25 protein-coding genes and 1 pseudogene are annotated in these 23,243 nt (G+C 71.3%); 16 read left to right on the top strand and 10 right to left on the bottom strand.

Features of this window, described 5'->3' with window-relative positions:
• A partial coding sequence (locus AF1_RS25075; protein ID WP_067804176.1) for an RDD family protein occupies positions 1-628 on the top strand: 628 nt, incomplete at its 5' end.
• Between the two features lie 58 nt (positions 629-686).
• On the opposite strand, the gene AF1_RS25070 is transcribed toward AF1_RS25075, so the two are convergent.
• A complete protein-coding gene (locus AF1_RS25070) occupies positions 687-1,454 on the bottom strand; it encodes a hypothetical protein (protein WP_067804166.1) in 768 nt (255 codons plus the stop codon).
• A gap of 219 nt (positions 1,455-1,673) precedes the next feature.
• Here AF1_RS25070 and AF1_RS25065 point away from each other — a divergent pair, with 219 nt between their 5' ends.
• The 3 genes from AF1_RS25065 (at position 1,674) to AF1_RS25055 (ending at position 3,668) form a co-directional block, all read left to right on the top strand.
• The gene (locus AF1_RS25065) at positions 1,674-2,462 is read left to right on the top strand and encodes an ABC transporter ATP-binding protein (protein WP_067804164.1); all 789 of its coding nucleotides are present in this window, start codon (positions 1,674-1,676) and stop codon (positions 2,460-2,462) included.
• A gap of 105 nt (positions 2,463-2,567) precedes the next feature.
• Positions 2,568-3,341: a sulfite exporter TauE/SafE family protein gene (locus tag AF1_RS25060; protein ID WP_067804173.1), complete on the top strand. Its 774-nt coding sequence runs from the start codon at positions 2,568-2,570 to the stop codon at positions 3,339-3,341.
• A gap of 90 nt (positions 3,342-3,431) precedes the next feature.
• Entirely contained in the window at positions 3,432-3,668 is a 237-nt protein-coding gene (locus tag AF1_RS25055) for a hypothetical protein (protein ID WP_067804161.1), read from the top strand.
• A gap of 14 nt (positions 3,669-3,682) precedes the next feature.
• On the opposite strand, the gene AF1_RS25050 is transcribed toward AF1_RS25055, so the two are convergent.
• Both AF1_RS25050 and AF1_RS25045 read right to left on the bottom strand, forming a co-directional pair.
• The gene (locus AF1_RS25050; protein ID WP_067804158.1) at positions 3,683-4,597 is read right to left on the bottom strand and encodes a Rieske (2Fe-2S) protein; all 915 of its coding nucleotides are present in this window, start codon (positions 4,595-4,597) and stop codon (positions 3,683-3,685) included.
• A gap of 103 nt (positions 4,598-4,700) precedes the next feature.
• Positions 4,701-6,920: a molybdopterin oxidoreductase family protein gene (locus AF1_RS25045; protein WP_067804155.1), complete on the bottom strand. Its 2,220-nt coding sequence runs from the start codon at positions 6,918-6,920 to the stop codon at positions 4,701-4,703.
• A 152-nt stretch (positions 6,921-7,072) separates the two neighbouring features.
• On the opposite strand from AF1_RS25045, the gene AF1_RS25040 reads away from it, so the two are divergent.
• The 7 genes from AF1_RS25040 (at position 7,073) to AF1_RS25010 (ending at position 13,077) form a co-directional block, all read left to right on the top strand.
• Positions 7,073-7,528, top strand: a complete 456-nt coding sequence (locus tag AF1_RS25040) for an NfeD family protein (protein ID WP_067804152.1) — start codon at positions 7,073-7,075, stop codon at positions 7,526-7,528.
• Positions 7,525-8,517, top strand: coding sequence for an SPFH domain-containing protein (locus tag AF1_RS25035; RefSeq protein ID WP_084263310.1), 993 nt, complete (start codon positions 7,525-7,527; stop codon positions 8,515-8,517). Before AF1_RS25040 ends, AF1_RS25035 begins: the two co-directional genes overlap by 4 nt.
• A gap of 141 nt (positions 8,518-8,658) precedes the next feature.
• Complete coding sequence (locus tag AF1_RS25030) at positions 8,659-9,753, top strand: CapA family protein (protein WP_067804149.1); 1,095 nt, start codon at positions 8,659-8,661, stop codon at positions 9,751-9,753.
• 40 nt (positions 9,754-9,793) lie between these two features.
• The gene (locus tag AF1_RS25025; protein WP_067804146.1) at positions 9,794-10,555 is read left to right on the top strand and encodes a MerR family transcriptional regulator; all 762 of its coding nucleotides are present in this window, start codon (positions 9,794-9,796) and stop codon (positions 10,553-10,555) included.
• Positions 10,552-11,139 (top strand): GyrI-like domain-containing protein, encoded by a 588-nt coding sequence (locus AF1_RS25020; protein WP_067804143.1) that lies wholly within the window; start codon positions 10,552-10,554, stop codon positions 11,137-11,139. Before AF1_RS25025 ends, AF1_RS25020 begins: the two co-directional genes overlap by 4 nt.
• A gap of 99 nt (positions 11,140-11,238) precedes the next feature.
• Entirely contained in the window at positions 11,239-12,015 is a 777-nt protein-coding gene (locus AF1_RS25015; RefSeq protein WP_067804140.1) for an endonuclease/exonuclease/phosphatase family protein, read from the top strand.
• Between the two features lie 9 nt (positions 12,016-12,024).
• On the top strand, positions 12,025-13,077 hold the full coding sequence (locus AF1_RS25010) for an MBL fold metallo-hydrolase (RefSeq protein ID WP_067804137.1): 1,053 nt from the start codon (positions 12,025-12,027) through the stop codon (positions 13,075-13,077).
• Between the two features lie 81 nt (positions 13,078-13,158).
• On the opposite strand, the gene AF1_RS25005 is transcribed toward AF1_RS25010, so the two are convergent.
• Both AF1_RS25005 and AF1_RS25000 read right to left on the bottom strand, forming a co-directional pair.
• A complete protein-coding gene (locus tag AF1_RS25005; protein ID WP_067804132.1) occupies positions 13,159-13,806 on the bottom strand; it encodes a GNAT family N-acetyltransferase in 648 nt (215 codons plus the stop codon).
• 93 nt (positions 13,807-13,899) lie between these two features.
• A complete protein-coding gene (locus AF1_RS25000) occupies positions 13,900-14,097 on the bottom strand; it encodes a hypothetical protein (RefSeq protein WP_067804129.1) in 198 nt (65 codons plus the stop codon).
• Between the two features lie 183 nt (positions 14,098-14,280).
• Here AF1_RS25000 and AF1_RS24995 point away from each other — a divergent pair, with 183 nt between their 5' ends.
• Positions 14,281-14,742, top strand: coding sequence for a carboxymuconolactone decarboxylase family protein (locus AF1_RS24995; protein ID WP_067804125.1), 462 nt, complete (start codon positions 14,281-14,283; stop codon positions 14,740-14,742).
• Positions 14,743-14,793: 51 nt separating this feature from the next.
• Here AF1_RS24995 and AF1_RS24990 read toward each other — a convergent pair whose 3' ends face one another.
• Genes AF1_RS24990 through AF1_RS24975 form a run of 4 tightly spaced genes read right to left on the bottom strand, consistent with a single transcriptional unit; the run spans position 14,794 to position 18,662 of the window.
• Positions 14,794-15,078 carry a chorismate mutase gene (locus AF1_RS24990; protein WP_067804121.1) on the bottom strand — a complete coding sequence of 95 codons (285 nt, stop codon included), beginning with the start codon at positions 15,076-15,078 and terminating at the stop codon, positions 14,794-14,796.
• A 24-nt stretch (positions 15,079-15,102) separates the two neighbouring features.
• Positions 15,103-16,821 (bottom strand): protein kinase domain-containing protein, encoded by a 1,719-nt coding sequence (locus tag AF1_RS24985; RefSeq protein WP_067804118.1) that lies wholly within the window; start codon positions 16,819-16,821, stop codon positions 15,103-15,105.
• 59 nt (positions 16,822-16,880) lie between these two features.
• The gene (locus AF1_RS24980) at positions 16,881-17,294 is read right to left on the bottom strand and encodes a MarR family winged helix-turn-helix transcriptional regulator (RefSeq protein WP_067804114.1); all 414 of its coding nucleotides are present in this window, start codon (positions 17,292-17,294) and stop codon (positions 16,881-16,883) included.
• A 60-nt stretch (positions 17,295-17,354) separates the two neighbouring features.
• Positions 17,355-18,662 carry a GH1 family beta-glucosidase gene (locus tag AF1_RS24975; RefSeq protein ID WP_067804112.1) on the bottom strand — a complete coding sequence of 436 codons (1,308 nt, stop codon included), beginning with the start codon at positions 18,660-18,662 and terminating at the stop codon, positions 17,355-17,357.
• A 153-nt stretch (positions 18,663-18,815) separates the two neighbouring features.
• Here AF1_RS24975 and AF1_RS24970 point away from each other — a divergent pair, with 153 nt between their 5' ends.
• From AF1_RS24970 to AF1_RS24955, 4 genes are all read left to right on the top strand, one after another.
• Positions 18,816-19,439, top strand: a complete 624-nt coding sequence (locus tag AF1_RS24970; RefSeq protein ID WP_084263311.1) for a TetR/AcrR family transcriptional regulator — start codon at positions 18,816-18,818, stop codon at positions 19,437-19,439.
• Positions 19,440-19,530: 91 nt separating this feature from the next.
• Positions 19,531-20,151 (top strand): LURP-one-related/scramblase family protein, encoded by a 621-nt coding sequence (locus tag AF1_RS24965; RefSeq protein ID WP_242608589.1) that lies wholly within the window; start codon positions 19,531-19,533, stop codon positions 20,149-20,151.
• A gap of 209 nt (positions 20,152-20,360) precedes the next feature.
• Positions 20,361-21,467 carry a ferritin-like domain-containing protein gene (locus AF1_RS24960; RefSeq protein WP_067804106.1) on the top strand — a complete coding sequence of 369 codons (1,107 nt, stop codon included), beginning with the start codon at positions 20,361-20,363 and terminating at the stop codon, positions 21,465-21,467.
• A gap of 590 nt (positions 21,468-22,057) precedes the next feature.
• Positions 22,058-22,660 (top strand): septal ring lytic transglycosylase RlpA family protein, encoded by a 603-nt coding sequence (locus AF1_RS24955; protein ID WP_067804103.1) that lies wholly within the window; start codon positions 22,058-22,060, stop codon positions 22,658-22,660.
• Positions 22,661-22,723: 63 nt separating this feature from the next.
• On the opposite strand, the pseudogene AF1_RS35335 reads toward AF1_RS24955, so the two are convergent.
• Positions 22,724-23,243 (bottom strand): annotated as a pseudogene (locus AF1_RS35335) (hypothetical protein); the annotation flags it as partial.

Below are 23,243 nucleotides of genomic sequence, written 5' to 3'. Positions count from 1 at the left end.
CCAGCAGCAGCCCGGGTACGGTCAGCAGCCCCCGGCGCAGCCGGGCTACGGCCAGCAGCAGCCCGGGTACGGCCAGCAGCCCCCGGCGCAGCCGGGCTACGGCCAGCAGCAGCCCGGGTACGGCCAGCAGCCTCCCGCCCAGCCCGGTTACGGCGCGCCCGCCCAGCCCGGCTACCAGGAGGTGCACCACCACCACTACGGCGCGACCGGCCAGCTGGCCGAGTGGGGCTCGCGCGCGGGCGGCGCCGTCATCGACGGCCTGATCATCGGCGTGCCGCTCTTCGTCCTGTACCTGGTGGGCACGCTGCTGGCCAGTGCCGGAGACGCCGCCGCGGTGATCGGCGTCCTGCTGATACTCCTCGCCTACGTCGCCGCCTTCGGCGTCAGCCTGTGGATGTGCTACCAGGAGGGCACCACCGGCCAGACGATCGGCAAGCGGCAGATGGGCATCCGCCTCGTCAGCGCGCAGACCGGCCAGCCCATCGGCTTCGGCATGGCGTTCGTGCGCAGGCTCGCGCACATCGCCGACAGCTTCCTGTGCTACATCGGCTACCTCTGGCCGCTGTGGGACGAGCGCAAGCAGACCTTCGCCGACAAGATCTGCAACACCATCGTGGTCCGTTCCTGAGCAGGATCCACGAGAACGGGGCGTCCCTCCGGGGACGCCCCGTTTCGCATGATGACCGCTAGCGCTCCGTTCCGGGAACCGGGTCGAACGCGCTGTTGCAGGCGGCCACCAGTGCGCGCCGGACGGCCCCGTCCAGCAGCCGCAGGGCCTCACCCCGGCGCCTTATCTGGTCGGTGCTGAGGCCACGGTCGTCCATCTGCCGGGCAAGGTCGACGACGAGGGACAGCCGGCCGGCGAGCGCGGCGACGCGGTGCGCGCGCGGCGGGTAGCCGGGGGCGAGCGGATGGTCGCCGCGGTCCGGGTCGCGCAGATCGACGAGCGCGTCCGCGATCTCGGGCGGCACACCGGCGAAGCCGTCCACGGTCAGCAGCGCCTCGGTGGCGTCCCGCATGGCGAGGGCGAGCCGCCGGTCCGCCTCCGCGAGGGACGGGACGTCGGGCGGCCCCGCCGACGCCTCGTGGGTCGTCCAGCGGACGCCGACGTAGGACGACCCGCGCCGGTCCTCGGCGGGGAGCAGCCCCATCGCCCGTTCGCCGAGGACGGCGACGACGGCGGCGCCCGCCTCGACCGCCGCGCCGTTGAACGCCGGCGGGCCGGTCAGCCCGAGCGGGTCGCCCGGCTCGGGCAGCGCCAGTCGCAGCGCGGTCAGCCCGCCGACGCGCAGATCGCCGAGGCCGCGGCGCAGCGTCACCTCGGCGGGCGCGCCGCCGAGGATCTGCGGCCCGCCGCTCTTTTCGACCGCGTCGACCGCCTCGTCGAGGCCGATGTGCCCGGTCAGCCAGGCGTTGCCCCAGGCGACCAGCGCTATCGCGACGGCCTCGCTCATACGCCCGTTCTCATTCCCAGACAGTCCGCAATGGGCATGCGAACACGATAAGCGCTCGGATCGCCCGTTCCACCGGACGTAAGAGACCTATCGCGGAGGAGGAGCGTCCCGGGGCGGTCGTTTCCGGTGGGGAGCCGGGGGGCGCGGCCGTCCCGGATCGCATAGGTTCTTCCCTGAGAGTGCGATCACGGACCACCGGGATTGGGGACGAAGGCACGCATGGACGGCGAGGTACTTCAGCTCCGCGGAGTCGGGGTCAGGCGTGACGGGGCGAGCCTGCTGCGCGATGTCACATGGACGGTGAGCGAGGGCGAGCGGTGGGTCGTCCTCGGCCCGAACGGGGCGGGCAAGACCACGCTGCTCCAGATCGCCGCCGCGATGCTGTATCCCACCGAGGGCAAGGTCGAGATCCTGGAGGAGGAACTCGGCCGCACCGACGTGTTCGAGCTGCGTCCCCGCATCGGCATCGCCAGCTCGTCCGTCGCGGAGAAGGTCCCGGCCGGTGAGAAGGTCATCGACCTGGTGCTGACCGCCTCGTACGCGATCCTCGGCCGCTGGCAGGAGGAGTACGAGTCGACCGATGTGGGCCGCGCCGTCGCGCTGCTGGAGGCGCTCGGCTGCACCGACCTGATCAAGCGGACGTTCAGCACGCTGTCGGAGGGCGAGCGCAAGCGCGTCCAGATCGCCCGCGCGCTGATGCCCGACCCCGAGCTCCTGCTGCTGGACGAGCCCGCCGCCGGCCTCGACCTCGGCGGCCGGGAGGACCTCGTCGCCCGGCTCGCCGCTCTCGCCGGCGACCCGGCCGCGCCCACGATGGTGCTGGTCACGCACCATGTGGAGGAGGTCCCCGACGGCTTCACCCACGCCCTGCTCCTGCGGTCCGGCGGGATCGTCGCGCAGGGCAAGGTGGACGAGGTCTTCACGCCCGAGCATCTGTCGGAGACCTTCGGCCTGCCGCTGGCCATCGACCGGCACAACGGCCGCTGGTACGCCCGCTCGCTCCGCTGAAAGGCGGCGAAACGCCCCAAAGCACCCCCGATCAACGGTGGCGGTCCCCGGTGTCCCTACGATGTGTGCGCTCTTGAGGAACTCGTAGTGCTGGGGTGGACGCACGTGAACCTGCTGCACGCGACCGCCGTCTTCGCCGCCGGGATGGCCGCCGGAGGCATCAACACGATCGTCGGCTCCGGCTCCCTGATCACCTTCCCGACGCTGCTGGCGCTCGGCCAGCCGCCGGTGGTGGCGAACGTCTCCAACAACATCGGGCTCGTCCCGGGCACCGTGACCGGCGCGTACGGCTACCGCGAGGAGCTGAAGGGCCAGCGCGGACGGCTGCTGCGGCTCGCCACCGCGTCCCTCACCGGCTCGGTGATCGGCGGCCTGCTCCTGCTGGGCCTGCCCTCCGCGGCGTTCAACATCATCGTCGTCCCGCTGATCCTCCTCGCGCTGGTCCTGGTCGTCGTCCAGCCGCGCCTGCAGCGCTGGATGCTGCGCCGCCGCGAGGGCGAGCACCGCCCGCACGGCGGCCCGATGCTGTGGGTGGGCGTGCTGTTCGCGGGCGTGTACGGCGGCTACTTCGGCGCCGCGCAGGGCATCATCCTCATCGCCTTCCTCGGCATCATGCTGGACGACGAGCTGCAGCGCATCAACGCGGGCAAGAACGTCCTGTCGGCGGTCGTGAACGGCACGGCCGCGATCCTGTTCATCCTCATGTGGCTGTTCGCCGGCACCGACATCAGCTGGTGGTCGGTGCTGCTGATCGCGGGCGGCTCCACCTGCGGCGGCCTGATCGGCGCCAGGCTCGGCCGCCGCATCCCGCCGCTGGTGCTGCGCGGCGTGATCGTCGTCGTCGGCCTGGTGGCGGTCGCCAACCTGCTGCTGTCCTGACCAGCGTTTTCGCCGCGTCCGCGGGGATTTGTGATCGGACATTCCGGGTATAAGTCGAATACACGTTCGACTACCGGAGGGTTCGCGCGGATGAAGGGCGACAGTGTCGAGATCGTGGTCGACGCCGGGGGCGACGGGACGCGGACGTACGAGGTCGCGGCGACCCGCGCCGGCCGCCGCGTGGAGATCGCCACCAGGCGCGGCGTCGTGGAGGTCAGCGAGGTCACCCGCACCGGCACCCCCGTCCGCACGGCCCGGTTCATGTCCAGCCGCGTCCTGGCCCTGGTGGAACACCCCGTCTCCACCGAGCAGGGCGAAGCGGGCTGACCGGGTCCGGCCCGCTAGACGGGCCTGACCTGGAGCATTCCCTCCTCGGTCACGCGGGTTTCGAAGGCGGGCTGGCGGGCGGTGGCGGGGCCGTGCACGACGGCGCCGTCGGTGACGCGGAAGGTGCTGCCGTGCCAGGGGCAGACGACGCAGGTGTCGGCGTTGTCGTCGGTGATGACGCGGCCCTGGTGGAGTGGTCCCGCGAGGTGGCTGCAGCGGTCGGCGAGGACGTGGACGTCGTCGCCGGTCCGCAGCACGAACAGGCTGATGTAGCCGAGCCGCCGGGTCACGGGCCAGCCGTCCGGGAGTTCCCCGGCGGCGCACAGATCGTGCCAGCCGAGCGGGACGAGGTGCGCGATCTGGTCGGCATGGCTGGGCCCCGCGGCCTGCCGGAAGGCGAGGTGCCCGCCGAGGTAGCCGCCGGCCAGGAGCACGGACAGGCCCGCGAAGGCGAACGCGCGTCCGGCGGCGTCCCGTCCCTGGTGGCGGGCCATGAGGGACGCCGAGTACAGCACGCTGGAGGTGGCCATCCCGGCGGCGTGGACGAGCCCGACGCGCTGCTGCTCGCGGTGCAGCGCCGACCAGTCGGCGATGCCGGTGAGGACGGTCGGGACGGCGCCGGCGAGCCCGGCGGCCACGAGCGTCTGCGCGGCGCGGCGCGTCCCTGGCATGAGGTCCAGGACGGCGGCCGACACCCACAGCCCGATGGGGATGTCGGTGAGCGGCGGATGGGCGGGGTGGCCGACCGGCACGCCGTGGAGCGCGTCCTTGACCGGGCCGGGAGGCAGCGTCCGCCGCACGGCCGTGGAGAGCACGCGGATGGTGCGGTCCAGGCCGCGCGTGTGCTCCAGGGCCTCGGTGGCGTCCGCGAGCCGCGCGGACGTCTGGGGCCGGGACCCGCGCCGGAATATGTTCACCCGTCGGGGCATGTCCCTCCTCCGCGGCTTGAGACGCCTGATGCGACACTAGTCTTCCGCGTTCTCGTGCGGCCAGTCATACGTACCTGCGGCCGGGAGGGGCTAAACCACTCCCTCAGCGGGGCACGGCCTCCAGGGTGACGGGCACCCCGTTGAAGACCGCGTTGCCGGACAGGGGATCGATCTCCTGGTCGTCGGTGACGGCGTTGACGTTGACGCCAGCGTTCCGGCGTGCGACGCCGGCGCGGGTCCCGGGCCGGTCGTGGCCCCATCCGTGCGGCAGGCTGACGACGCCGGGCATGAGGGTGTCGGTGGGTTCGGCGACGGCCTCGACGGTGCCCGTCCGGGACGTGACACGGACCGGGTCGCCCGCGCCGACGCCGAGCCGGTCGGCGTCGGCGGGGTTGAGCTGGAGGGTGCAGGTGTTGGAGCCGCCCACCAGCTCGGGGACGTTGTGCAGCCAGCTGTTGTTGGAGCGCAGGTGCCGGCGCCCGATCAGCACCGTTCCGCCCGCCTGCGGGGCGCGGAGGGCGGAGCGCAGCCGGTCGACGTCGGCGGCGAACGTGGGCGGGCACAGCTCGACGCGCCCGGACGTGGTGCAGAGGACCTCGTCCAGGCGCGGCTTGAGGGCGCCGAGGTCGAGGCCGTGCGGGTGCTCGGAGCGCAGGCGCGTCAGCGTGAGGCCGGACGGGTCGGCGCCGAAGCCGTCGCCGTAGGGGCCGAGGCGCAGCATCATGTCGAGCCGCTGCTCGGCCGGCGTGCCCGTGTCGAGCATCTTGCGCAGCTCGTCGGGTTCGCGGCCGTGCACGGGGGAGCCTTCGAGCGCGACCGCCTTCGCGAGCGTCGAGGTGATGATCAGCTCGTCGAGGGCGGCGGGGTCGCCGTCCGTCCCGGAGGCGATCATGGCGAGCCGGGCGAGGATGGCGGCCTCGCCGGGCCGTCCGTCCGGCAGCGGGACGACCGGCGGCGAGTAGCGCGCGTAGTCGCGGACGGCGAACCCGGTCAGCATGATGTCGTAGTGCGGCGTCTGCGCGGGACGCGGCGGCGGCAGGATCACGTGCGCGTGCCGGGTCGTCTCGTTCAGGTAGGGGTCGACGCTCACCATGAACTCCAGCCCGGCGAGCGCCCGGTCGAGCCGGGCGGCGTTCGGAGCCGACAGCGCCGGATTGCCGCCGATCGTGATCAGCGCCTTGACCTGGCCTTCGCCGGGGGTCTCCAGCTCGTCCGCGAGCGTGGCGACCGGAAGCTCGCCGTTGACCTCCGGCAGGTCGCGGACACGGCTGCGCCACCGCCCGGTCGTGAACGGCTTCTTGCGGCGGTACACGGGCGCGTGCGCGGGGCGCGGGAACATCGCGCCGCCGGGACGGTCGAGGTTCCCGGTGAGGACGTTCAGGGCGTCCACGAGCCAGCTGCTGAGCGTCCCGTACGCCTGGGTGCAGGTGCCGAGGCGGCCGTAGACGGCGGCGCGGCCGGCGGCGGCCAGTTCGCGGGCCGTCCTGCGGATCGTGCCGGCCGGTATGCCCGTGACGGGCGCGACGCGCTCGGGGGCGAAGTCCACGGCGAGGGCGCGCAGGTCGTCCAGGCCGTTGACGCGTCCCGCCAGGTGCCCGGCGGACGCGACGAGGTCCTCGGCGAACAGCGTGTGGACGAGCGCCATGAGCAGGAACGCGTCCGTCCCCGGACGGATGAACAGGTGCTCGTCGGCGAGCGCGGCCGTCCGCGTGCGGCGCGGGTCGACGACCGTGACCCTGCCTCCGCGCGCCCTGATCGCCCTGAGCCGGCCGGGGAAGTCGGGCGCGGACGCGAGGCTCCCGTTCGACTCCAGCGGGTTCGCGCCCAGCATGAGCAGGTGATCGGTCCGGTCGAGGTCCGGCACCGCGATCGCGAGCGGATCACCGAACATGTGCCCGCAGGAGACGTGCTTCGGCATCTGGTCGGAGGTGCTGCTGGTGAACAGGTTGCGCGTGCCGAGCGCCTTGACGATCGCGGCCCCGTACAGCGGCCCGGCGATCGAATGCGCGACCGGGTTCCCCAGGTAGACGGCGACCGCGTCCCGGCCGTGCCGTCCGATGACGCCCGCCAGCCCCTCCCGGACGGCCTCGAACGCCGCGTCCCACGTGACCTCGGCGCTCTCGGCCAGGGGCTCGGCCAGCCGGTCGGGGTCGCCGTCCAGGCGGCCGAGCGTGGCGCCCTTGGGGCAGATGAAGCCCTTGCTGAACGGGTCGTCCGCGTCGCCGCGGACGCGGGTCACCGCTCCGGCGTCGTCCAGGGTCAGTTCGAGCCCGCACAGGGCCTCGCAGAGGGGACAGGTGCGGAAGGCCGTGCGGTCGCCCATCGGGACACTCCTTGCGAACGGGACCGTGGTCCCCATGATGACCGGTTGGTCCGGGGCGCGCCATCGCCGCCCCCCGGGCATGGCCGTGACGGTGACCTGAGAGTTACCTTGAAATCGAGGACTTTTCGGCAGCCGACCGGGGGGAGGCTGCTATGGAGCCGTGGGTCGTCTGGTTGCTGCTCGCCGCGCTGCTCGGCGTCGCCGAGCTGCTCACTCTCACGCTGGCGCTCGGCCTCCTCGCCGTCGCCGCCCTCGCCGCGGGGCTGACCGGGGTGCTGGGCCTGCCGCTCGCCGTGCAGGCCGCCGTCTTCGCGGTCGGCGCGATCGCGGGCATCGCCGTCGTGCGCCCGCTCGCGATCCGGCACATCCGGCAGCCGCCGCCGCTGCGCTCCGGCACGGCCGCGCTGGTCGGCCGGGAGGCGTTCACCCTCACCGAGGTGACCCGCCGCGGCGGCCGCGCCCGCATCGGCGGCGAGGAGTGGACGGCCCGCCCCTACGATCCCGACCTCGTCATCCCGGCCGGCGCCACCGCCGACGTCCTCGCCATCGAAGGGGCCACCGCCCTGCTCTATCCGATCTCGTCCGGAACGGATGAGGAGCCATCATGACCGATATCGCCATAGCCGTCCTCGTCGCCGTGGTCGCCGGGGTGCTCGTCCTGGCCCTCACGGTGATACGGACCGTGTGGATCATTCCGCAGGCACGGGCCCGCAACATCGAGCGCCTCGGCCGCTACCACCGCACCCTCGCCCCCGGCATCAGCTTCGTCGTCCCGTTCGTCGACCGGGTGAAGTCCCTCATCGACCTGCGCGAACAGGTCGTCTCCTTCAAGGCGCAGCCCGTCATCACCGAGGACAACGTCGTCGTCCACATCGACACCGTGCTGTTCTTCCAGGTCACCGACCCGCGCGCCGCCGACTACGAGATCGTGAACTACATCAAGGCGATCGAGCAGCTCACCGCGACGACGCTCCGCAACGTCCTCGGCACCCTCGACCTGGAGGCCACCCTCACCTCCCGCGACCGGATCAACACCGCACTGCGCGGCGTCCTGGACGACGCGTCCGGCAAGTGGGGCATCCGCGTCACCCGCGTGGAGATCAAGGCGATCGAGCCGCCGGCGTCCATCAAGGACGCGATGGAGAAGCAGATGCGCGCCGAGCGGGAGAAGCGCGCCGCGATCCTGACCGCCGAGGGCTCCCGCCAGTCCAAGATCCTCACCGCGGAGGGGGAGAAGCAGTCGGCGATCCTGAAGGCGGAGGGCGGCAAGCGGGCCGCCATCCTGGAGGCCGAGGGCCAGTCGAAGGCGATCGAGCAGGTCTTCGCCACCATCCACACCGCCGACCCGGATCCGAAGCTTCTCGCCTACCAGTACCTCCAGACCCTTCCCAAGCTGGCTGATGGCCAGGGCAGCACCTTCTGGGTCATCCCAAGCGAAGTGACGACCGCTCTACAGGCCGTGCGTGAAGCCTTCGGCGGCAGCTTGGACGAAGCCAAGCCGCCCCAGGTGAGCAGGCCCACGCATGAGAAGCCGGCGCCCACGTCCTTCAAGCTGACTTCTGGCAAACACGACGGGCAAGAAGGAGAATCCGCCTGATCTCACCCCAGAGCCCGCAGGAGGTGGGGGAAGAGCGGGCTCGTGAGCCGTTCGCGCCGTGCCCCGGCCCGAGGCCGGCGGCCGGCCGTGGCATGCTTGGCCGACCGAGCAGGTCCGATGGGGCCGGACGGAGGCGAAGCGATGGGCAGGCGGGGGAAGGCGGTCGCGGTCGCGGCCATGGTGGGAGTGGCGCTGACCGGGGCGGCGTGCGGCGAGTCGGGGGACTCCGAGGCGAAGGGCGCGACGCCGCCCGCGTCGTCCGGTTCGAAGGGCTCGGGCGGGACGCGGCCGGCGCCGTCCGCCAAGGAGCCGATCGTTCTCGCGTTCGGCGGCGACACGCACTTCGAGGGCCAGTTGCGCGGCCGTCTCGGTCAGCCGTCGACCGCGCTCGGCCCGGTCGCGAAGCAGTTGCGCGCCGCCGACCTCGCCATGGTCAATCTGGAGACGGCCATCACGACGGGCGGGACGCCCGCGCCGGGCAAGCAGTTCACGTTCCGGGCCCCGCCGTCCGCGTTCAAGTCGCTGAAGGCGGCCGGGGTGGACGTCGTCTCCATGGCGAACAACCACGGCATGGACTACATGGAGGGCGGGCTACGCGACTCCTTGGCCGCGATCAAGCAGACGGGGTTCCCGGTCGTGGGCATCGGCAAGAACGCCGACGACGCCTACAAGCCGTATCGGGTCACGGTGAAGGGCAACAAGCTCGCCATCATCGGCGCCACGCAGGTGCTGGACGACAACCTCATCCAGGCGTGGACGGCCACCGACACCAAGGGCGGTCTTGCGTCGGCCAAGGACATCCCCCGGATGGTCCAGGCGGTGAAGGAGGCGCGCAAGGGGTCGGACGTCGTCATCGTCCACCTGCACTGGGGCGCGGAGCTTCAGCCTTGCCCGCTGCCCCGTCAGAAGGAACTGGCCCAGAAACTCGCCGAGGCTGGTGCTGACATCGTCGTCGGGGGGCACGCACACATCCCGCTTGGCGGCGGCTACATGAACAACGCGTACGTCCACTACGGCATGGGCAACTTCGTGTTCTACTCCGCCAGCGGGCAGACGGCCAAGTCCGGTGTTCTGTTCCTGAAGGTGGAGAACGGCAAGGTCACCAAGGACAAGTGGAGCCCGGCACTCATCTCCGGCGGCCTCCCCATCCCGATGACGGGCGCGGCGGCGCAGACGGAGGTCAAGCGGTGGAACGGGCTGCGCTCCTGCACGGGGCTCTCGGCACGTCCGTCCTGAGCTGGACTCTCCCACTGTGGGAGGGGGCAGGGTGAGTCCCGTGAGCGACGATCTCCTGCCGATCGGGCGGTTCGCGCGGCTGTGCCGGCTGAGTGTCAAGCAACTGCGCCACTACGACGACCTCGGCGTTCTGGCCCCGGCGTGGACGGACCCGGTGTCCGGATACCGCTACTACCGGCCCGCCCAGGCGCGGGACGCGCTGCTGGCCGGCCTGCTGCGGACGATGGACGTCCCGCTGCCCGTGGTGGCGCGCGTCCTGTCCGGCGACGAGGGCGGCGCGCTGCGCGCGGCGCGGGACAGGATCGAGGCCGACATCGCCCGGCGGCGGCGCGGCCTGCGGCTCCTCGACCGCGTCCTCGCGGACGGGCTGCCGGAGACGGAGGTGTCGGTCGTCCGGGAGCCGGCGCGGCGCGTCGTCGTCGCGCGGGAGGCCGCGACACCCTCGACGATCGCGGCGGCGACGTCGGCGTGCGTGGCCCGGCTGCTGCCCCGGATGACGCCGGACGGCCTGCTGATCGGGCTGTTCCCGCTGGACCTGGCGGAGGAGTTCGAGGTGCGCGTGACCATCCAGGCCGAGGACGGCGACGACGTCCTGCCCGGTGGTGCGTTCGCGTCGGCCGTCCATACCGGTCCCTACGAGGAGATTTCGCTCACGGTCCATGGCGTGCTCGCATGGTTCGGCGACCACGGGCACACGCCCGCCGGACCCGTCCGCGAGGTGTACCTCAACGACCCCGCGACCACGCCGCCCGAACGCCTGGAGACCCGGGTGATGATCCGTGTGGAGGACGACCAGAGATGAGCGAAGCGAACCGGGGGGTGCGGGGGGACGTCTCCCCGCAGGAGGCCGTGAACTGGTACGAGGCTTCGGACGAGCCGGAGGTGGTGGAGCACGGTACCGTGTCCGGCCTGGCCGTCACCGGCCGTGGTGAGCCGGAAGGTGCCGCGTATGGGGAAAGCGTGGGCGCGCTCTACGCGGTTCTAGGCGCGCTGGATGCGCCGATGGTGCCGATGGAAGGGCGCTGGTGGGTCGAGGACGAGCGCTCACCGTTCGACGTGCCCCGCGACCAGTGGTGGTGGCATCTGTTCCTTCGCCTCCCGGACGAGACCCTCTCGATCAACCGGGCGCGTGAGGAGGCACGTTCCGGATTGCGTGCGGCTGCGCGCGTCCAACACGTCACCTACACCGATGGCCTGTGCGTGCAGATCCTGCATAAGGGGGCCTACTCCGACGAACCCGCGTCCCTCGCGCGCATGGCCGCGCTGATGAAGGCCGAGAACCTCGTGCCGAACGGGCTGCACCACGAGATCTACCTGTCCGATCCTCGGGAGACCGATCCGGAGAAGATGCGCACGATCCTGCGCCAGCCCGTCCGGGAAGCGTAGTTTCACCGGTGGCGCGTCCAGCGGCATCGGACGCGCCACCGCCCGCATAGGGTGGCGGCCATGGCCACGTGGGACGATGCGCGACGCAGTGCGCCGGAAATGACGAAGATCCGGATCCTCACTTTCAACACGCTCTACCGCGGCCGTACCCGGGTCCGCATGGACGCCCTCGCCGAACTCCTCGAACGGTCCGACTACGACGTCGTCTGCCTACAGGAAGTCATATCGCCGCTGATCCTGGCGGCCCTCCGCCGGGGAACGAGGTCCTACCCCCACCTGGCCCGGGCCTGGACGTTCCCGATCGTCCGCGGCGGCCTGGTCACCCTTTCCCGCTGGCCGGTGACCCAGGTCCGCTATCACCCGTTCACTCCGGCCCGCCCGGCGCGTCCCGAATGGCTGCTGAACAAAGGCGCCCTGTTCACCCGCGTCCAACTCCCCGGCGGATACCTGACGGTGGTGAACACCCACCTGTCCGCGAACATGGACATGGATTGGTCTCCGTCCAACGCCTACACGAAGGTGGAGCAAGCCGAGCTGCGCCAACTGGCGGACGCCGTCAACAGAATCCCTAGGGCGGAACCCCTCGTCGCCGTGGGCGACTTCAACATCCCCCGAGACTCCGGCTACCTCCAGACGTTCGCGTCCGTCACCGGCCTCCAGGACGCCACGGACGGCAGCACGGAACCCACCTACCGCCCCGAGTACGCGGACATCGGCGCCATAGACCAGTTCCTGGTCAGACCTCCCCTGGAGGCGAAGACCCGCGTGGTCTTCAAGGAAAAACTCGACCTGGACGGCCGCCCCACACCACTCTCCGACCACTACGGCATAGAGGCGATCCTCACCCCCGCCGGCTTCGTGGAGGGCCGAGGCTAGGGTGACTTCATGTGCGAGCCAGGGGGTGCGCCCGGAGAGGCGCAGGCGTCCATGCCGCGTCCGGCACCGGGCGCCGCGGTCGATCCGATCGCGTTGGAGCCGGTGGACGAGGTCGAGATCGTCACCCTGGTCGACAACGTCTACGACGGCCTGCTGACGAGTGACGAGCGCACCCGCCGGGCGGGGTTCGGCGCGGGGGTGGTGGCGGCACCGCAGTTCGACGGCGGCCGGACCGACGCCGGGATGATCGCCGAGCACGGTTTCGCCGCCCTGGTCACGGTGCAGCGCGCCGGTCGCTCCACCACGCTGCTCTTCGACACCGGCCGGTCTCCGGACGCGATGGTCACCAACGCCGGCCGGCTCGGCGTCGACTTCGGCGACGTCCAGGCCGTCGTGCTCAGCCACGGCCACTTCGACCACGCGGGCGGGCTCGCCGGGCTGGCGGGCGGGCGGGGCGTCCGGTCGCTGCCGATGGTGCTGCACCCGCTGGCGTGGACGAGGCGGCGGATCGCGGTGCCCGGCCGGGAACCGGAGGAACTGCCGACGCTGAGCAGGCGGGCGCTCGGCGGGGAGGGCTTCGAGGTCATCGAGCGCCGCGTCCCCTCGCTCCTGCTGGACGGCGGCGTGCTGATCACCGGCGAGATCGACCGCACCACCGAGTTCGAGCACGGCATGCCGCCGCCGCATCAGGCGTGGACCGGGTCCGGATGGGTTCACGACCCGCTGGTGCTGGACGACCAGGCGCTCGTGGTGAACGTCCGCGGCCGGGGCCTGGTGGTGCTGACCGGGTGCGGTCATGCGGGCGCGATCAACATCGTCCGGCACGCGCGGCGGCTGACGGGGGTCGACCGGCTGCACGCGCTCGTCGGCGGGCTGCACCTCGGCGGACCGGCCTTCGAACCGGTCATTCCACCCACTGTCGACGCGCTGACCGCGCTGGCGCCGAGCCTTGTCGTCCCGGGCCACTGCACCGGATGGCGCGCCCAGCACGCCCTGGCCGCCGCCTTGCCCGACGCCTGGGTGCAGAGCAGCAGCGGCACCACGTATCGCCTTACCGCTTAGCCGCCCTGGTAGCGGGCCAAGGGTGGAAGGAACAGCACGTCCACGATCGTGAGGATGCGTTCGTCCGGGACGGGTGCTCCGTCAGCCTGGAAGACCGAACAAAGGGAGGCATGGCGCGAGGCCCTCGATGGTGACGGGCGTGGTGCTGTGCTCTTCCCAGTCCTTCCGGCCGAGCCGCAGCCGCCGGTCGATCGTCATGGATCCGCGGACGACCTGGCGCCCGACGCCGTTGGGCCGGTAGCCGAGCTTGCGCGATACCGCCATGGAGGCGTGGCTGTCCTCGAACGCGCTGGAAAGGGCCTCCTCGGCGCCGAGACCGGCGAAGGCCAGGTGCAGGACGGCCGCTCTCATCTCGGTGCCGATCCCCTTCCCCTGGTGGCGGCGTCCGAGCCATGAACCGGTGCTCACCTGGCGGAGGACGGCCAGGTCGCGGGCCGCGATCGTCTGCTGCCCGACCACTTCTCCGGCGTGCAGGACGGTGAGGTTGAGATCCCAGTCGTCCGGCGTCCACTGCCCGAGTTTGAGCCAGTGGTGCTGGACGACGCCCCGGGCGACCTCGGCGGCCGGCCGCTCCGTCCACGGCACCATGAACGGCATCGTGTCGGAGGGGTGGATTCCCCCGGCCGCGACGTCCGCCAGCGCGGCGAGTTCCTCCGGAGACGGCAGCCGCAGTTCGAGCCGCGGTGTCGTCAGCCGCAGTCCGAGCAGCGGAAAAATGTCGGTCAGCATGCCTTCACGATGACGTGTCCGCCCGTCCCGCGGCATCCCGTTTTCCGCTGCCGGGCGTGGCACGAGGCACCGCCGCGGAATTCCTCCGGCGGGTCAGTGCCCGATCAGGACGAAGACGATGCCGCCGACGACGTGGGCGACGACCGTGATGACCAGGACGGCGATGAACACGTTCTTCGCGGTCGGATGGTCGAAGTGGGAGCCGGGACGGCCGCGCTGCGCCGAACGCGCCTGCGCCTGCTGTTCGAGGTCGTCCAGCGAAGGGAGGAAGGACGGTCGCTTCAAGGCCATCGGCGGACGTCCTTCCTGGGCAGGGCGGGGGTTCCGCTTTCATCAACGTCGGGAGGCGGCGGTTCTAATCCGTCCCGGATCCGCCGCCGCACCGCGCGGGCTTTCCCGGCCGCGGCCTGAGGCCATGTCACATTCGTCCGGCGTGCTCCGTCGGGTAGGTGTCAGACCGAATGAAGGAGTGTCATGGAAGCGCGGATGAAGAACCCGATCTACCTCCTGCCCAGCATGATGAAGGGGATCGGGGGGCTGACCGAGGCCATCAAGGAGGGCGGCCTCTCGCGCGAGCTGCAGGAGCTGGTCGCGCTGCGCGTCAGCCAGATCAACGGATGCAGCGTCTGCGTGCACGGCCATGTCCACCACCTTGTGAAGGCCGGGGAGAGCACCGAGCGGATCGCGGCCGTCGCGGCCTGGCGGGAGGCGCCGTTCTTCACCGACGCCGAGCGGGCCGCGCTGGCGCTGGCCGAGCGCGCCACCCGGCTCGCCGACCGGTCCGAGCCGGCGGTGCCGGACGAGCTGTGGGACGAGGCCGCCGATCACTTCGACGAGAGGCAGCTGGCGTCCCTCATCCTCGGGATCTCGCTGACGAACCTGTTCAACCGCCTCAACGCGACCATCCAGGAGCCCGCCGGGGTGGTCTGGGACTGACCGCCGCGTTCCGGCGCCGCCCTCGGGCGAAGCACGCGAACGGCCGCCTCGTCAGGACGGGCGGCCGTTCGCGTGCTCCGCCAGTTCCAGCTCGATGAACGCGGCGATCATCGCCCGCCACACCGCCTCGGCGACCTCGGGCGCCAGGCCGGCGTCCGCGGCGCGCCGGCGGGCCAGCGCGACGACCCGCTCCACCCGGTCGGGTGCGCGGACGGCCCGCTCGTCGGCCTTGAAGGCGGCGGCGGCGCGCACCAGGCCCTGCCGCTCGGCCAGCAGCCGGACGAGTTCACCGTCGATGTCGTCGATCCGGGCACGCACCTCGGCCAGTGATTCCATGCCTTGATCGTCCCATGCCGGGGGCTAGGTCGCGGACGTGCTGATCTGGGTGATCGTGACCTTCTGCTTCGGCCGGCCGTCTTCGGTGCCGTCCTCGACGCCCTTCTTGGCGACCTTCTCGATGATGTCCATGCCGGACGTGATGTGCCCGAAGATCGGGTAGCTGTGCGGAAGCTGCGGCGCGTCCTCGTAGAGGATGAAGAACTGGCTGCCGTTCGTGTTCGGTCCCCGGTTGGCCATCGCCACGGTGCCCTTGGTGTAGGACGCCCCGGCCGTGTTCTCGTCGGCGAACTGGTAGGAGGGACCTCCCGTCCCGGTACCGGACGGGTCACCGCACTGGAGCACCTTCAGGCTCGGGGTCGTCGTCAGCCGGTGACACGAGGTGCGGTCGTAGAAGCCGCGGCTTGCAAGAAAGGCCAGCGAGTTCACCGTGCAGGGCGCCGCGCCGGGTTCCAGGGTGAGTTCCAGATCGCCCAGGTTGGTCTTGATGGTGGCGTGGGTCGGCGGCCTGTCCGGGACGCGTGCCGAAGGCGTGGGGATGGACTTGACGTCTGTACTCGTGGAGGGCGGGTAACTGCACGTCCGCGCGGCGGGTGCCGTCCGCGCGACCGGCTCGCCGCCCTTCCCGGAACCGCCGTCCTTCAGCAGGATCACGGCGACGAGCCCGCTCGCCAGCAGCAGCGCGCCGGTGGCCGCCGCGCCGGCGATCAGCAGCGGGCGCCCGTTCCGTCCGGGCGGCGGCGGGCTCCCCGCATACGGGAACCCGGCCGGGGGCGGCAACGGCCCGCCGGGCGCCATGCCGGGCGGCGGTGGAGCGTCCGGCGCGGCGAAGGACGGCGCCCCCGCGGGCGCGCCGGCGGGCGTGGTCTCGGGCAGGAGCGCGCCGGCGGGGTGGGCGGCGGCCGAGGTGCCCTCCGCGAGGAGGTTCGCGTCCGGGCCGATGCCGAGCAGCCGCTGCAGGACCCCCGTCGCGGGGAGACGGTCCGCCGGGTCCTTGGCCAGGCAGGACGCCACCAGTTCGCGCAACTGCCCGGTCAGCGCGCCCAGCTCCGGTTCCCCGTGCAGGATGCGCTGCATGATCGCCGGGACGGAGTCGGTCCCGAACGGCGGCGCCCCGTTCGCGGCGAACGCCATCGTGCAGCCCCACGCGAACATGTCCACCGGTGCGCCGCCGGACACCCCCGCCACCTGCTCGGGCGCCATGTAGGCGGGGGTGCCGACGGCGCCGGTCATGGTCGCCGAGGTGGCGTCGAGCGGCCGGGCGATACCGAAGTCGATCACCTTCGGGCCGTCCGGGCCGAGCAGCACGTTGGCCGGTTTGAAGTCGCGGTGCACGACGCCCGCCTCGTGGATCGCCGCGAGCGCGGTGGCGGTGCCGATCGCCAGCCTGACCAGCTCGGCGGGGGAGGCGACGCCCCGCTCGGCGATCAGGTCCTTCAGCGACGGCCCGTCGATGTACTCGGTGACGATGTGCGGGAGGTCGTCGTCGGCCGAGGCCGCGAGGATCCGGGCGGTGCAGAAGGGGGCGACGCGCCGGGCCGCGGCCAGTTCGCGCTCGAAGGCGGTGCGGGCGCGGGCGTCCCGGCCGAAGTCGGCGTACAGGAGCTTCACCGCGACGCGCCGCCCGGTGGCCGATTCACCGAGGAAGACGGCGCCCTGGGCGCCCTCGCCGATCCGGGACGTCAACCGGAACCCGCCGACCTCGCGCGGATCGCCGGTACGCAGCGGACGAGTCTCCGGCATCCACGACCTCCCCGACGAAAGCGGAGAGCAGCCTATCCGGGAGCGCCGGCCGGCGCGGGTCACCCCGCCCGGCCGACGCGCAGGAGCAGGTCGAGGAGGGTCGCGCGTTCGTCGTCGGACAGCGGGGAGAAGATCTCGGCGAGGGCGTCGTCGGCGATGCGGTGCCCGGCTTCGAGGATCTTCTCCCCGGCGGGCGTGAGATGGTGCTCGATGCTCCGGCCGCGACCGGGACGCCGGTCGATCAGACCCTGGGCGACCAGGCGTCCGGCGAGCGTCCCGAACGCCTGCTCGCTCTGGAACGTCCGCGCGGCCAGCGACCGGGCGGACGCCCCGGGGGAACGGCTGATCGCCCGCAGCGCGTCCCACTGCGCCAGCGTGGTGCCGATCCGGGCGAGCCTGCTGTCAAGCGTCCGGTACTGCCGGTATTGGACCTGCTTGACGGCCCTTCCGAGGACTTGTCCTTCGACGGCCATATGACAAGCCTAGCCAGCGCGGTCGCTGTGCTCCGGTGCCGCGCACGCCCTGACCGGCGCCTACAGCGGGGGCTTGGACGATGCGATGAGATCCCTGTACCAGCCGTAGGACTTCTTTGGGGTGCGCTTCTGCGTCTCGTAGTCGACGTGGACGAGGCCGAAGCGCGGGTGGTAGCCCTCCGACCATTCGAAGTTGTCCAGCAGCGACCACGTGAAGTAGCCGCGGATGTCGACGCCCTCGCCGATGGCCGTGCGCATGGCCCGGATGTGGGCGTCCAAGAACTTGATGCGGGGCGAGTCGTCCACCACACCGTCCGGGCCGATCTCGTCCGGGAACGAGCATCCGTTCTCGGTGATGTAGAGCGGCGGCAGGTCGTACCGGGTGTCGAGCGTACGGAGCAGTGACAGGAAGGCGTCCGGGACGATCGGCCAGCCCATCCCCGTGGTCGGGTATTCGGTGATGTCCACGATCTCGAAGGGCAGCGGGCCTTCGGAGGCCGTTTTCAGCCGCGTCGGCTGGTAGTAGTTCACGCCCAGGAAGTCGATGGGCGTGGCGATGACCGCCATGTCCTCGGCGCGGATGAACGGCGCGTCCGCCATCAGGCCGGGGTAGCGGCCCAGCAGCACGGGATCGGTGAACAGCCGGTTCATGAAGGTGTCGAAGGCGTCGGCGGCGGGCTGGTCCCCGGGGGACGCGGCCCAGGCGGGGGAGTAGTGGTTCGCCAGCCCGATGGAGCGGACGCCCCGGCCGCGCAGGGCGTGGACGGCGAGTCCGTGGCCGAGGAGCTGGTGGTGCGCGGCGGGGAGCGCGTCCAGCATGAGGGTCTTGCCGGGTGCGTAGACGCCGAACGCGTAGCCGTAGGCCATGACGACCACCGGCTCGTTCAGGGTTATCCACATTTCCACGCGGTCGGAGAGCCGCTCGGCCACCAGGTAGGAGAATTCAGCGAACCGGTAGGCGGTGTCACGTTCCATCCAGCCGCCGGCGTCTTCGAGCGGCTGCGGGAGGTCCCAGTGGTAGAGGGTGGCGGCGGGGGCGATCCCGGCGGCGAGCAGCCCGTCCACGAGGCGGTCGTAGAAGTCGAGGCCCCTGGCGTTGGCCCGCCCGATCCCGGACGGCTGGACGCGCGGCCACGCGATCGAGAACCGGTAGGTGTCGATGCCGAGGCCCGACATCAGCGCGATGTCCTCCGGCCACCGGTGGTAGTGGTCGCAGGCGACGTCGCCGTTGTGGCCGTCTCTGACGCGTCCCGGGGTGTGCGAGAAGGTGTCCCAGGTGGACGGTCCCCGCCCGTCCTCGTCCACCGCGCCCTCGATCTGGTAGGCGGCGGTGGCGACGCCCCAGCGGAAGCCCTCCGCAAGCCCCATCGTGTTCCCCTCTCCCGGCGTGCCCTGCAGAAATGCGAACAGCGTTCGGATATTAGGTCCTGGGGTGGTGCGGGCGGAAGTCTCCGGCGGCCTCGGGGTGCGGAGCGGCTGCCGGGCATGCCGGGCACCCCCACGGTCGGGGACAATGGCGGGGTGACCGAGATCCGGACCCCGCTCCGCCGCCGTCCCGCCCAGCGCCGCAGCGCCGAACGCGTGCAGCGGATGCTCGACGCCTGCGCGGACATCCTCGACGAGGACGGCTACGACGGCCTCACCACGACGCGTATCGCCCAGCGCGCCGAGGTGGCGATCGGCTCGGTCTACCAGTTCTTCCCCGACAAGCGGGCGGTCGCGCAGGCCCTCGCGCTGCGCAACCTGGAGGAGTTCGGCGACCGGATCTCGGCGCGGCTGGCCGAGGGCGGGTTCGGCGACTGGTCCGACACGGTCGGCGCGATCATCGAGATCTTCGTGGACATGCACCGGAGCGTCCCCGGCTTCCGCGTGCTGCGGTTCGGCGACGTCGCGGACGTGAACCTGCTCGACTCCGACGCCGACAACAACGCGGTGGTCGCCGACCGGCTCCGCAGGATGATCGTCGGGACGTTCGGCGTCCAGGACACCCCCGGCCTCGCCACGGCGCTCGCCATCGCGGTGGAGGCGGGCGACGCCGTGCTGAAGATGGCGTTCCGGCGCAGCCCGGACGGCGACCCCGCGATCCTCGCCGAGGCGGAACGGCTGATCCACGGCTACCTGGCCTCGCACATCCAGGAATCCTGACCGCGGCCGGGGCCGGTGCACCGCGCCTCGGAAACGCCGGAGGAAAAGAACTCGCTGTGGCAGACTCCCACCGCAAACTGCTACAGAACGGGTGAGTTCGCTGGACGATTCGCTGGACGAAGAGAGACTCCAGGCGCAGCGCAGGCTACTGATCCGGCAGCGGGTGCGCCTGATGGTGAACCAATACGAGGTGCATGCCGAGGCCCCGGACGGCGGAGAGGGCGAACTGCTCGCCTTCGCGCAGCAGAAGCGGCTCGCGTTCAAGGAGCAGGTCACTCTGTATTCGGACGACTCCAAGACGCGTCCGATCCTCGGCTTCAAGGCGCGCAAGCGCATCGACCTGGCCTCGGCGTACGACATCACGGACGCGCACGGCCAGCCCATCGGCGTCTTCCGCAAGGATTTCAAGAGGTCGCTGCTGGCCTCGACCTGGCACCTGGAACAGCCCGACCTCGGCGTGGTCACCGGAACCGAGCGCAACAAGTTCGTCGCGGTGCTGCGGCGGCTCTGGCAGTTCATCCCGTACGCGGACAGCCTGCCGTTCGCCTGGCCGTACCATTTCGACTTCTACGCCGGCGACCAGGTCGTCTTCTCGGTGGAGAAGAAGTTGGGCTTCCGCGACCGCTACGTCGTCGAGATCGGCGACGCCCGCCTCGACCGCCGCCTGGTCATCGCGCAGGCCGTCGGCCTCGACGCCCTCCAGTCCCGCTAGCCCGGCCCCCGGTCCCGCCGGCCCGCCCGCGTCCACACCGCCCGCGCTTCCCGCCAGGGGGCGCGGGCGGCTGCCTCGGCGGGGTGATCAGTGAGTTCTTGCATGACTCTGGCCTCCGGCAGGTTTACATGTTACGAAGGGATGTAAAGCCGTGGGCGGTGCGGACCGGCGTCGCGAGGGCGCGGCGCAACGCCTGGAGGAGGATCCCCGTGAGTTCCTTTGACCTCTATTCCACCCCGGTCCCGACCGAGACGTGGAACGTACCCATGGCGGGTGACACCCGCTTCACCTGGGAGTACGACGAGGGCCGCGACCGGCTGCTGAACCTGTACCAGAAGGGCAAGGACAAGCAGTGGGACGCGCAGAAGCGCATCGACTGGGACCTTGCGGTCGACCCGATCAACGTCGCCGGCCTGCCGGAGAACTTCAACCCGCTCTTCGGGTCCGACATCTGGGAGAAGATGTCGCAGAAGGAGCGGGACGAGTTCGGCCGGCACCAGGGCTCATGGCTGTTCAGCCAGTTCCTCCACGGCGAGCAGGGCGCCCTGAACGTGTCGGCGCGCATCGTCCAGTCCGTCCCCGACCTGGACTCGAAGTTCTACGCCGCGACCCAGACCATGGACGAGGCGCGGCACGTCGAGCTGTACACGAAGTTCGTGCACGAGAAGATCGGCATGTACTACCCGATCAACCAGGACCTGGCGAAGCTGCTCGCCGAGTCGCTGGAGGACAGCCGGTGGGACCTGCCCTACCTCGGCATGCAGGTCCTCATCGAGGGGCTCGCGCTCGCCGCGTTCGGGCTGTACCGGGACATGTCGACGAACCCGCTGGTCAAGCAGCTCCTCGCGTACGTCATGCAGGACGAGGCGCGGCACGTCGCGTTCGGGCGGCTCGCGCTCAAGGACTACTACGCCGAGCTCACCGACAAGGAGCGGGCCGAGCGGGAGGAGTTCGTCGTCGAGGGCTGCTACCTGATGCGCGACCGGTTCAAGGGGCGCGAGGTCTTCGAGCAGCTCGACATGCCGGTCGAGAAATGCATGGAGTACGTCGACAACTCCGACATGTACACCCTCTATCAGTCGCTGCTGTTCAGCCGGATCGTCCCGTGCGTCCGGGACGTGGGGCTCTGGGGCGACAAGGTGCAGGCCGCCTACGCGGACATGGGCGTGCTCGACAACGCCAAGGCCGATCTTGAGGCGCTGATGAAGCAGGACGAGGAGATCGCCGAGAAGGTCGACGAGGAGCGCTACGCGGCCGAGCTCGCCGCGCGCAAGGGCGAGGTCGAGGACGCCATCGCGCTCGGCTCGGCCGAGTAGCCGGGACCCGCTCGGGCGGGGGCGTCCCTTCGGGGGCGCCCCCGTTTCGCGTTGCCGTGGATTCCGCCGGTATGGGGCGTCCGGCGTAATGTCGTTGATCTCCGCGCGTCGTTCGGAATCGGGTGACGCGCCCCCTTCGTCCGCGCCTATGGGGCGTTCCGTGCATGTTGCGGCATTCGCGGAACGCCCCATTCGATTATGCAATAAGCCGTTGTTATATGATCGAGATCACACCTTCCATGGGCAGTAAAGATGATCTTCAAGTGGAGTTACGGCGCGAAGTCGATCAACTCCATAGCGCAAAGATCGGGGTGACAAACCCCACAAATAACGGCCCTGCGCTTGATTCTCGCGGAACACAACGTACGGTCAAGGACTTGTGCGGCACTTTAGCGATCAAAAGTGAAGATGCCTTTTCAGCCGCACCTGCCGGACGCCGGACAGCGATGACGCGGCCGCGCCTGAGGGAGCGCGGACACGGGCGAACGAGCCCGTAGGCGGCGGAGCACTCGGGGACGAACGAGGTCGCCTGAGCACGCCGTGAAAGAGCCGGGCGTCCGGGGTCCTGTCCCCTAACAAAGGACTCCTCTGTGGGTAGCCCTGTCAGGCGTCTTCTTCGAGCACGCCTACGAACCGTCCTGATCGTCTCCGGCGCCGCCGTCGCCGTCCTGGCCGCGAGCGCGTTCGCCCTGACCAGTACCGGTGGATCCGCCGGATCCGCACAGGCGGCGCAGACCGCGCCACCGCCCGCCGACCCGCTCGCCGACGAGCCGCGGGCCGAGCCGACCCGGGGCAGCCGCGGCAAGCCGCGTCCACCAGAGCCTTCGCCGAAGAAGAAGCCCAAGGCCGACACCGAGGTCGCGCACCTGGTGAAACCCCAGAAGAAGAAGCACTACAAGGTCGTCGACTCGGGCTCTTGCGAGGCCTCCTACTACTGGGAGGGCCAGATGACCGCCAGTGGTGAGCCCTTCGACCCGAGCGAACTGACGGCCGCGCACAAGACGCTGCCGCTGGGTTCCAAAGTCCGCGTGACCAACAGGAACAACGACCGTTCGGTCATCGTCCGTATCAACGACCGGGGCCCGTACGCGGGCGGTCGCTGCCTGGACCTGTCCAGGGCGGCGATGCAGAAGGTCGGCGGCACCGGGGCGGGCGTGATCCCCGTCCGGTACGAGGTTCTGTCCCGCGGCTGATCCGCGGTGTTCTCCCGTCCCGCCCGGCGGGCACCCGGCCGTGCCCGCCGGGCGGACGCATGCCTATCGCCGGTCCCCTGCCGCGATCCCCGGCCGGGCTCCCGCGTCCTCTTCGCCCGCCGACCAGGCTCCGTACCGCGCGTCCCCGGACCGGTCGCTCACCGGCTGCGGGACCTCCGGGAGCGTGGCCTGTACCGGGGGGCCGTCCGCCGCGCCCCCGGATTCCCCGCATCCGGCCTCGTCCGCGGCTTGCGCGAGGTGGGTGCGGAACCAGTCGGTGAGGGCGGTGTCCACCTGGACGGCCTCGGTGATCGGCGGCCGGGGCTCGGTGCCGGGTTCGGCGGCCAACGCGTGACCCATGCGGAATGTGGTGGAGTCGACCGATGCGCCGCCGTGCGTGCGCAGCAGGTCGCGCAGGGCCGAGACCTCCCGGGCGGGGACGACGCGGTCCTGGGCGCCGCCGACGAGCAGGGTGGGGACGTCCCGTCCGGCGATGTCCGCCGCGAGGGCGCCGAGGTCGAGGCGGTCGGCGAGGGCGGCGGCGCGGGCCGTCCAGCCCCGGTCGCGGCCGGACCGCGTCTCC

This window comes from Actinomadura formosensis NBRC 14204, from assembly GCF_001552155.1.
GTDB lineage: Bacteria > Actinomycetota > Actinomycetes > Streptosporangiales > Streptosporangiaceae > Spirillospora > Spirillospora formosensis.
The sequence above is the reverse complement of the archived record's forward strand: the minus strand, read 5'-3'. Positions and strand labels throughout refer to the sequence as shown.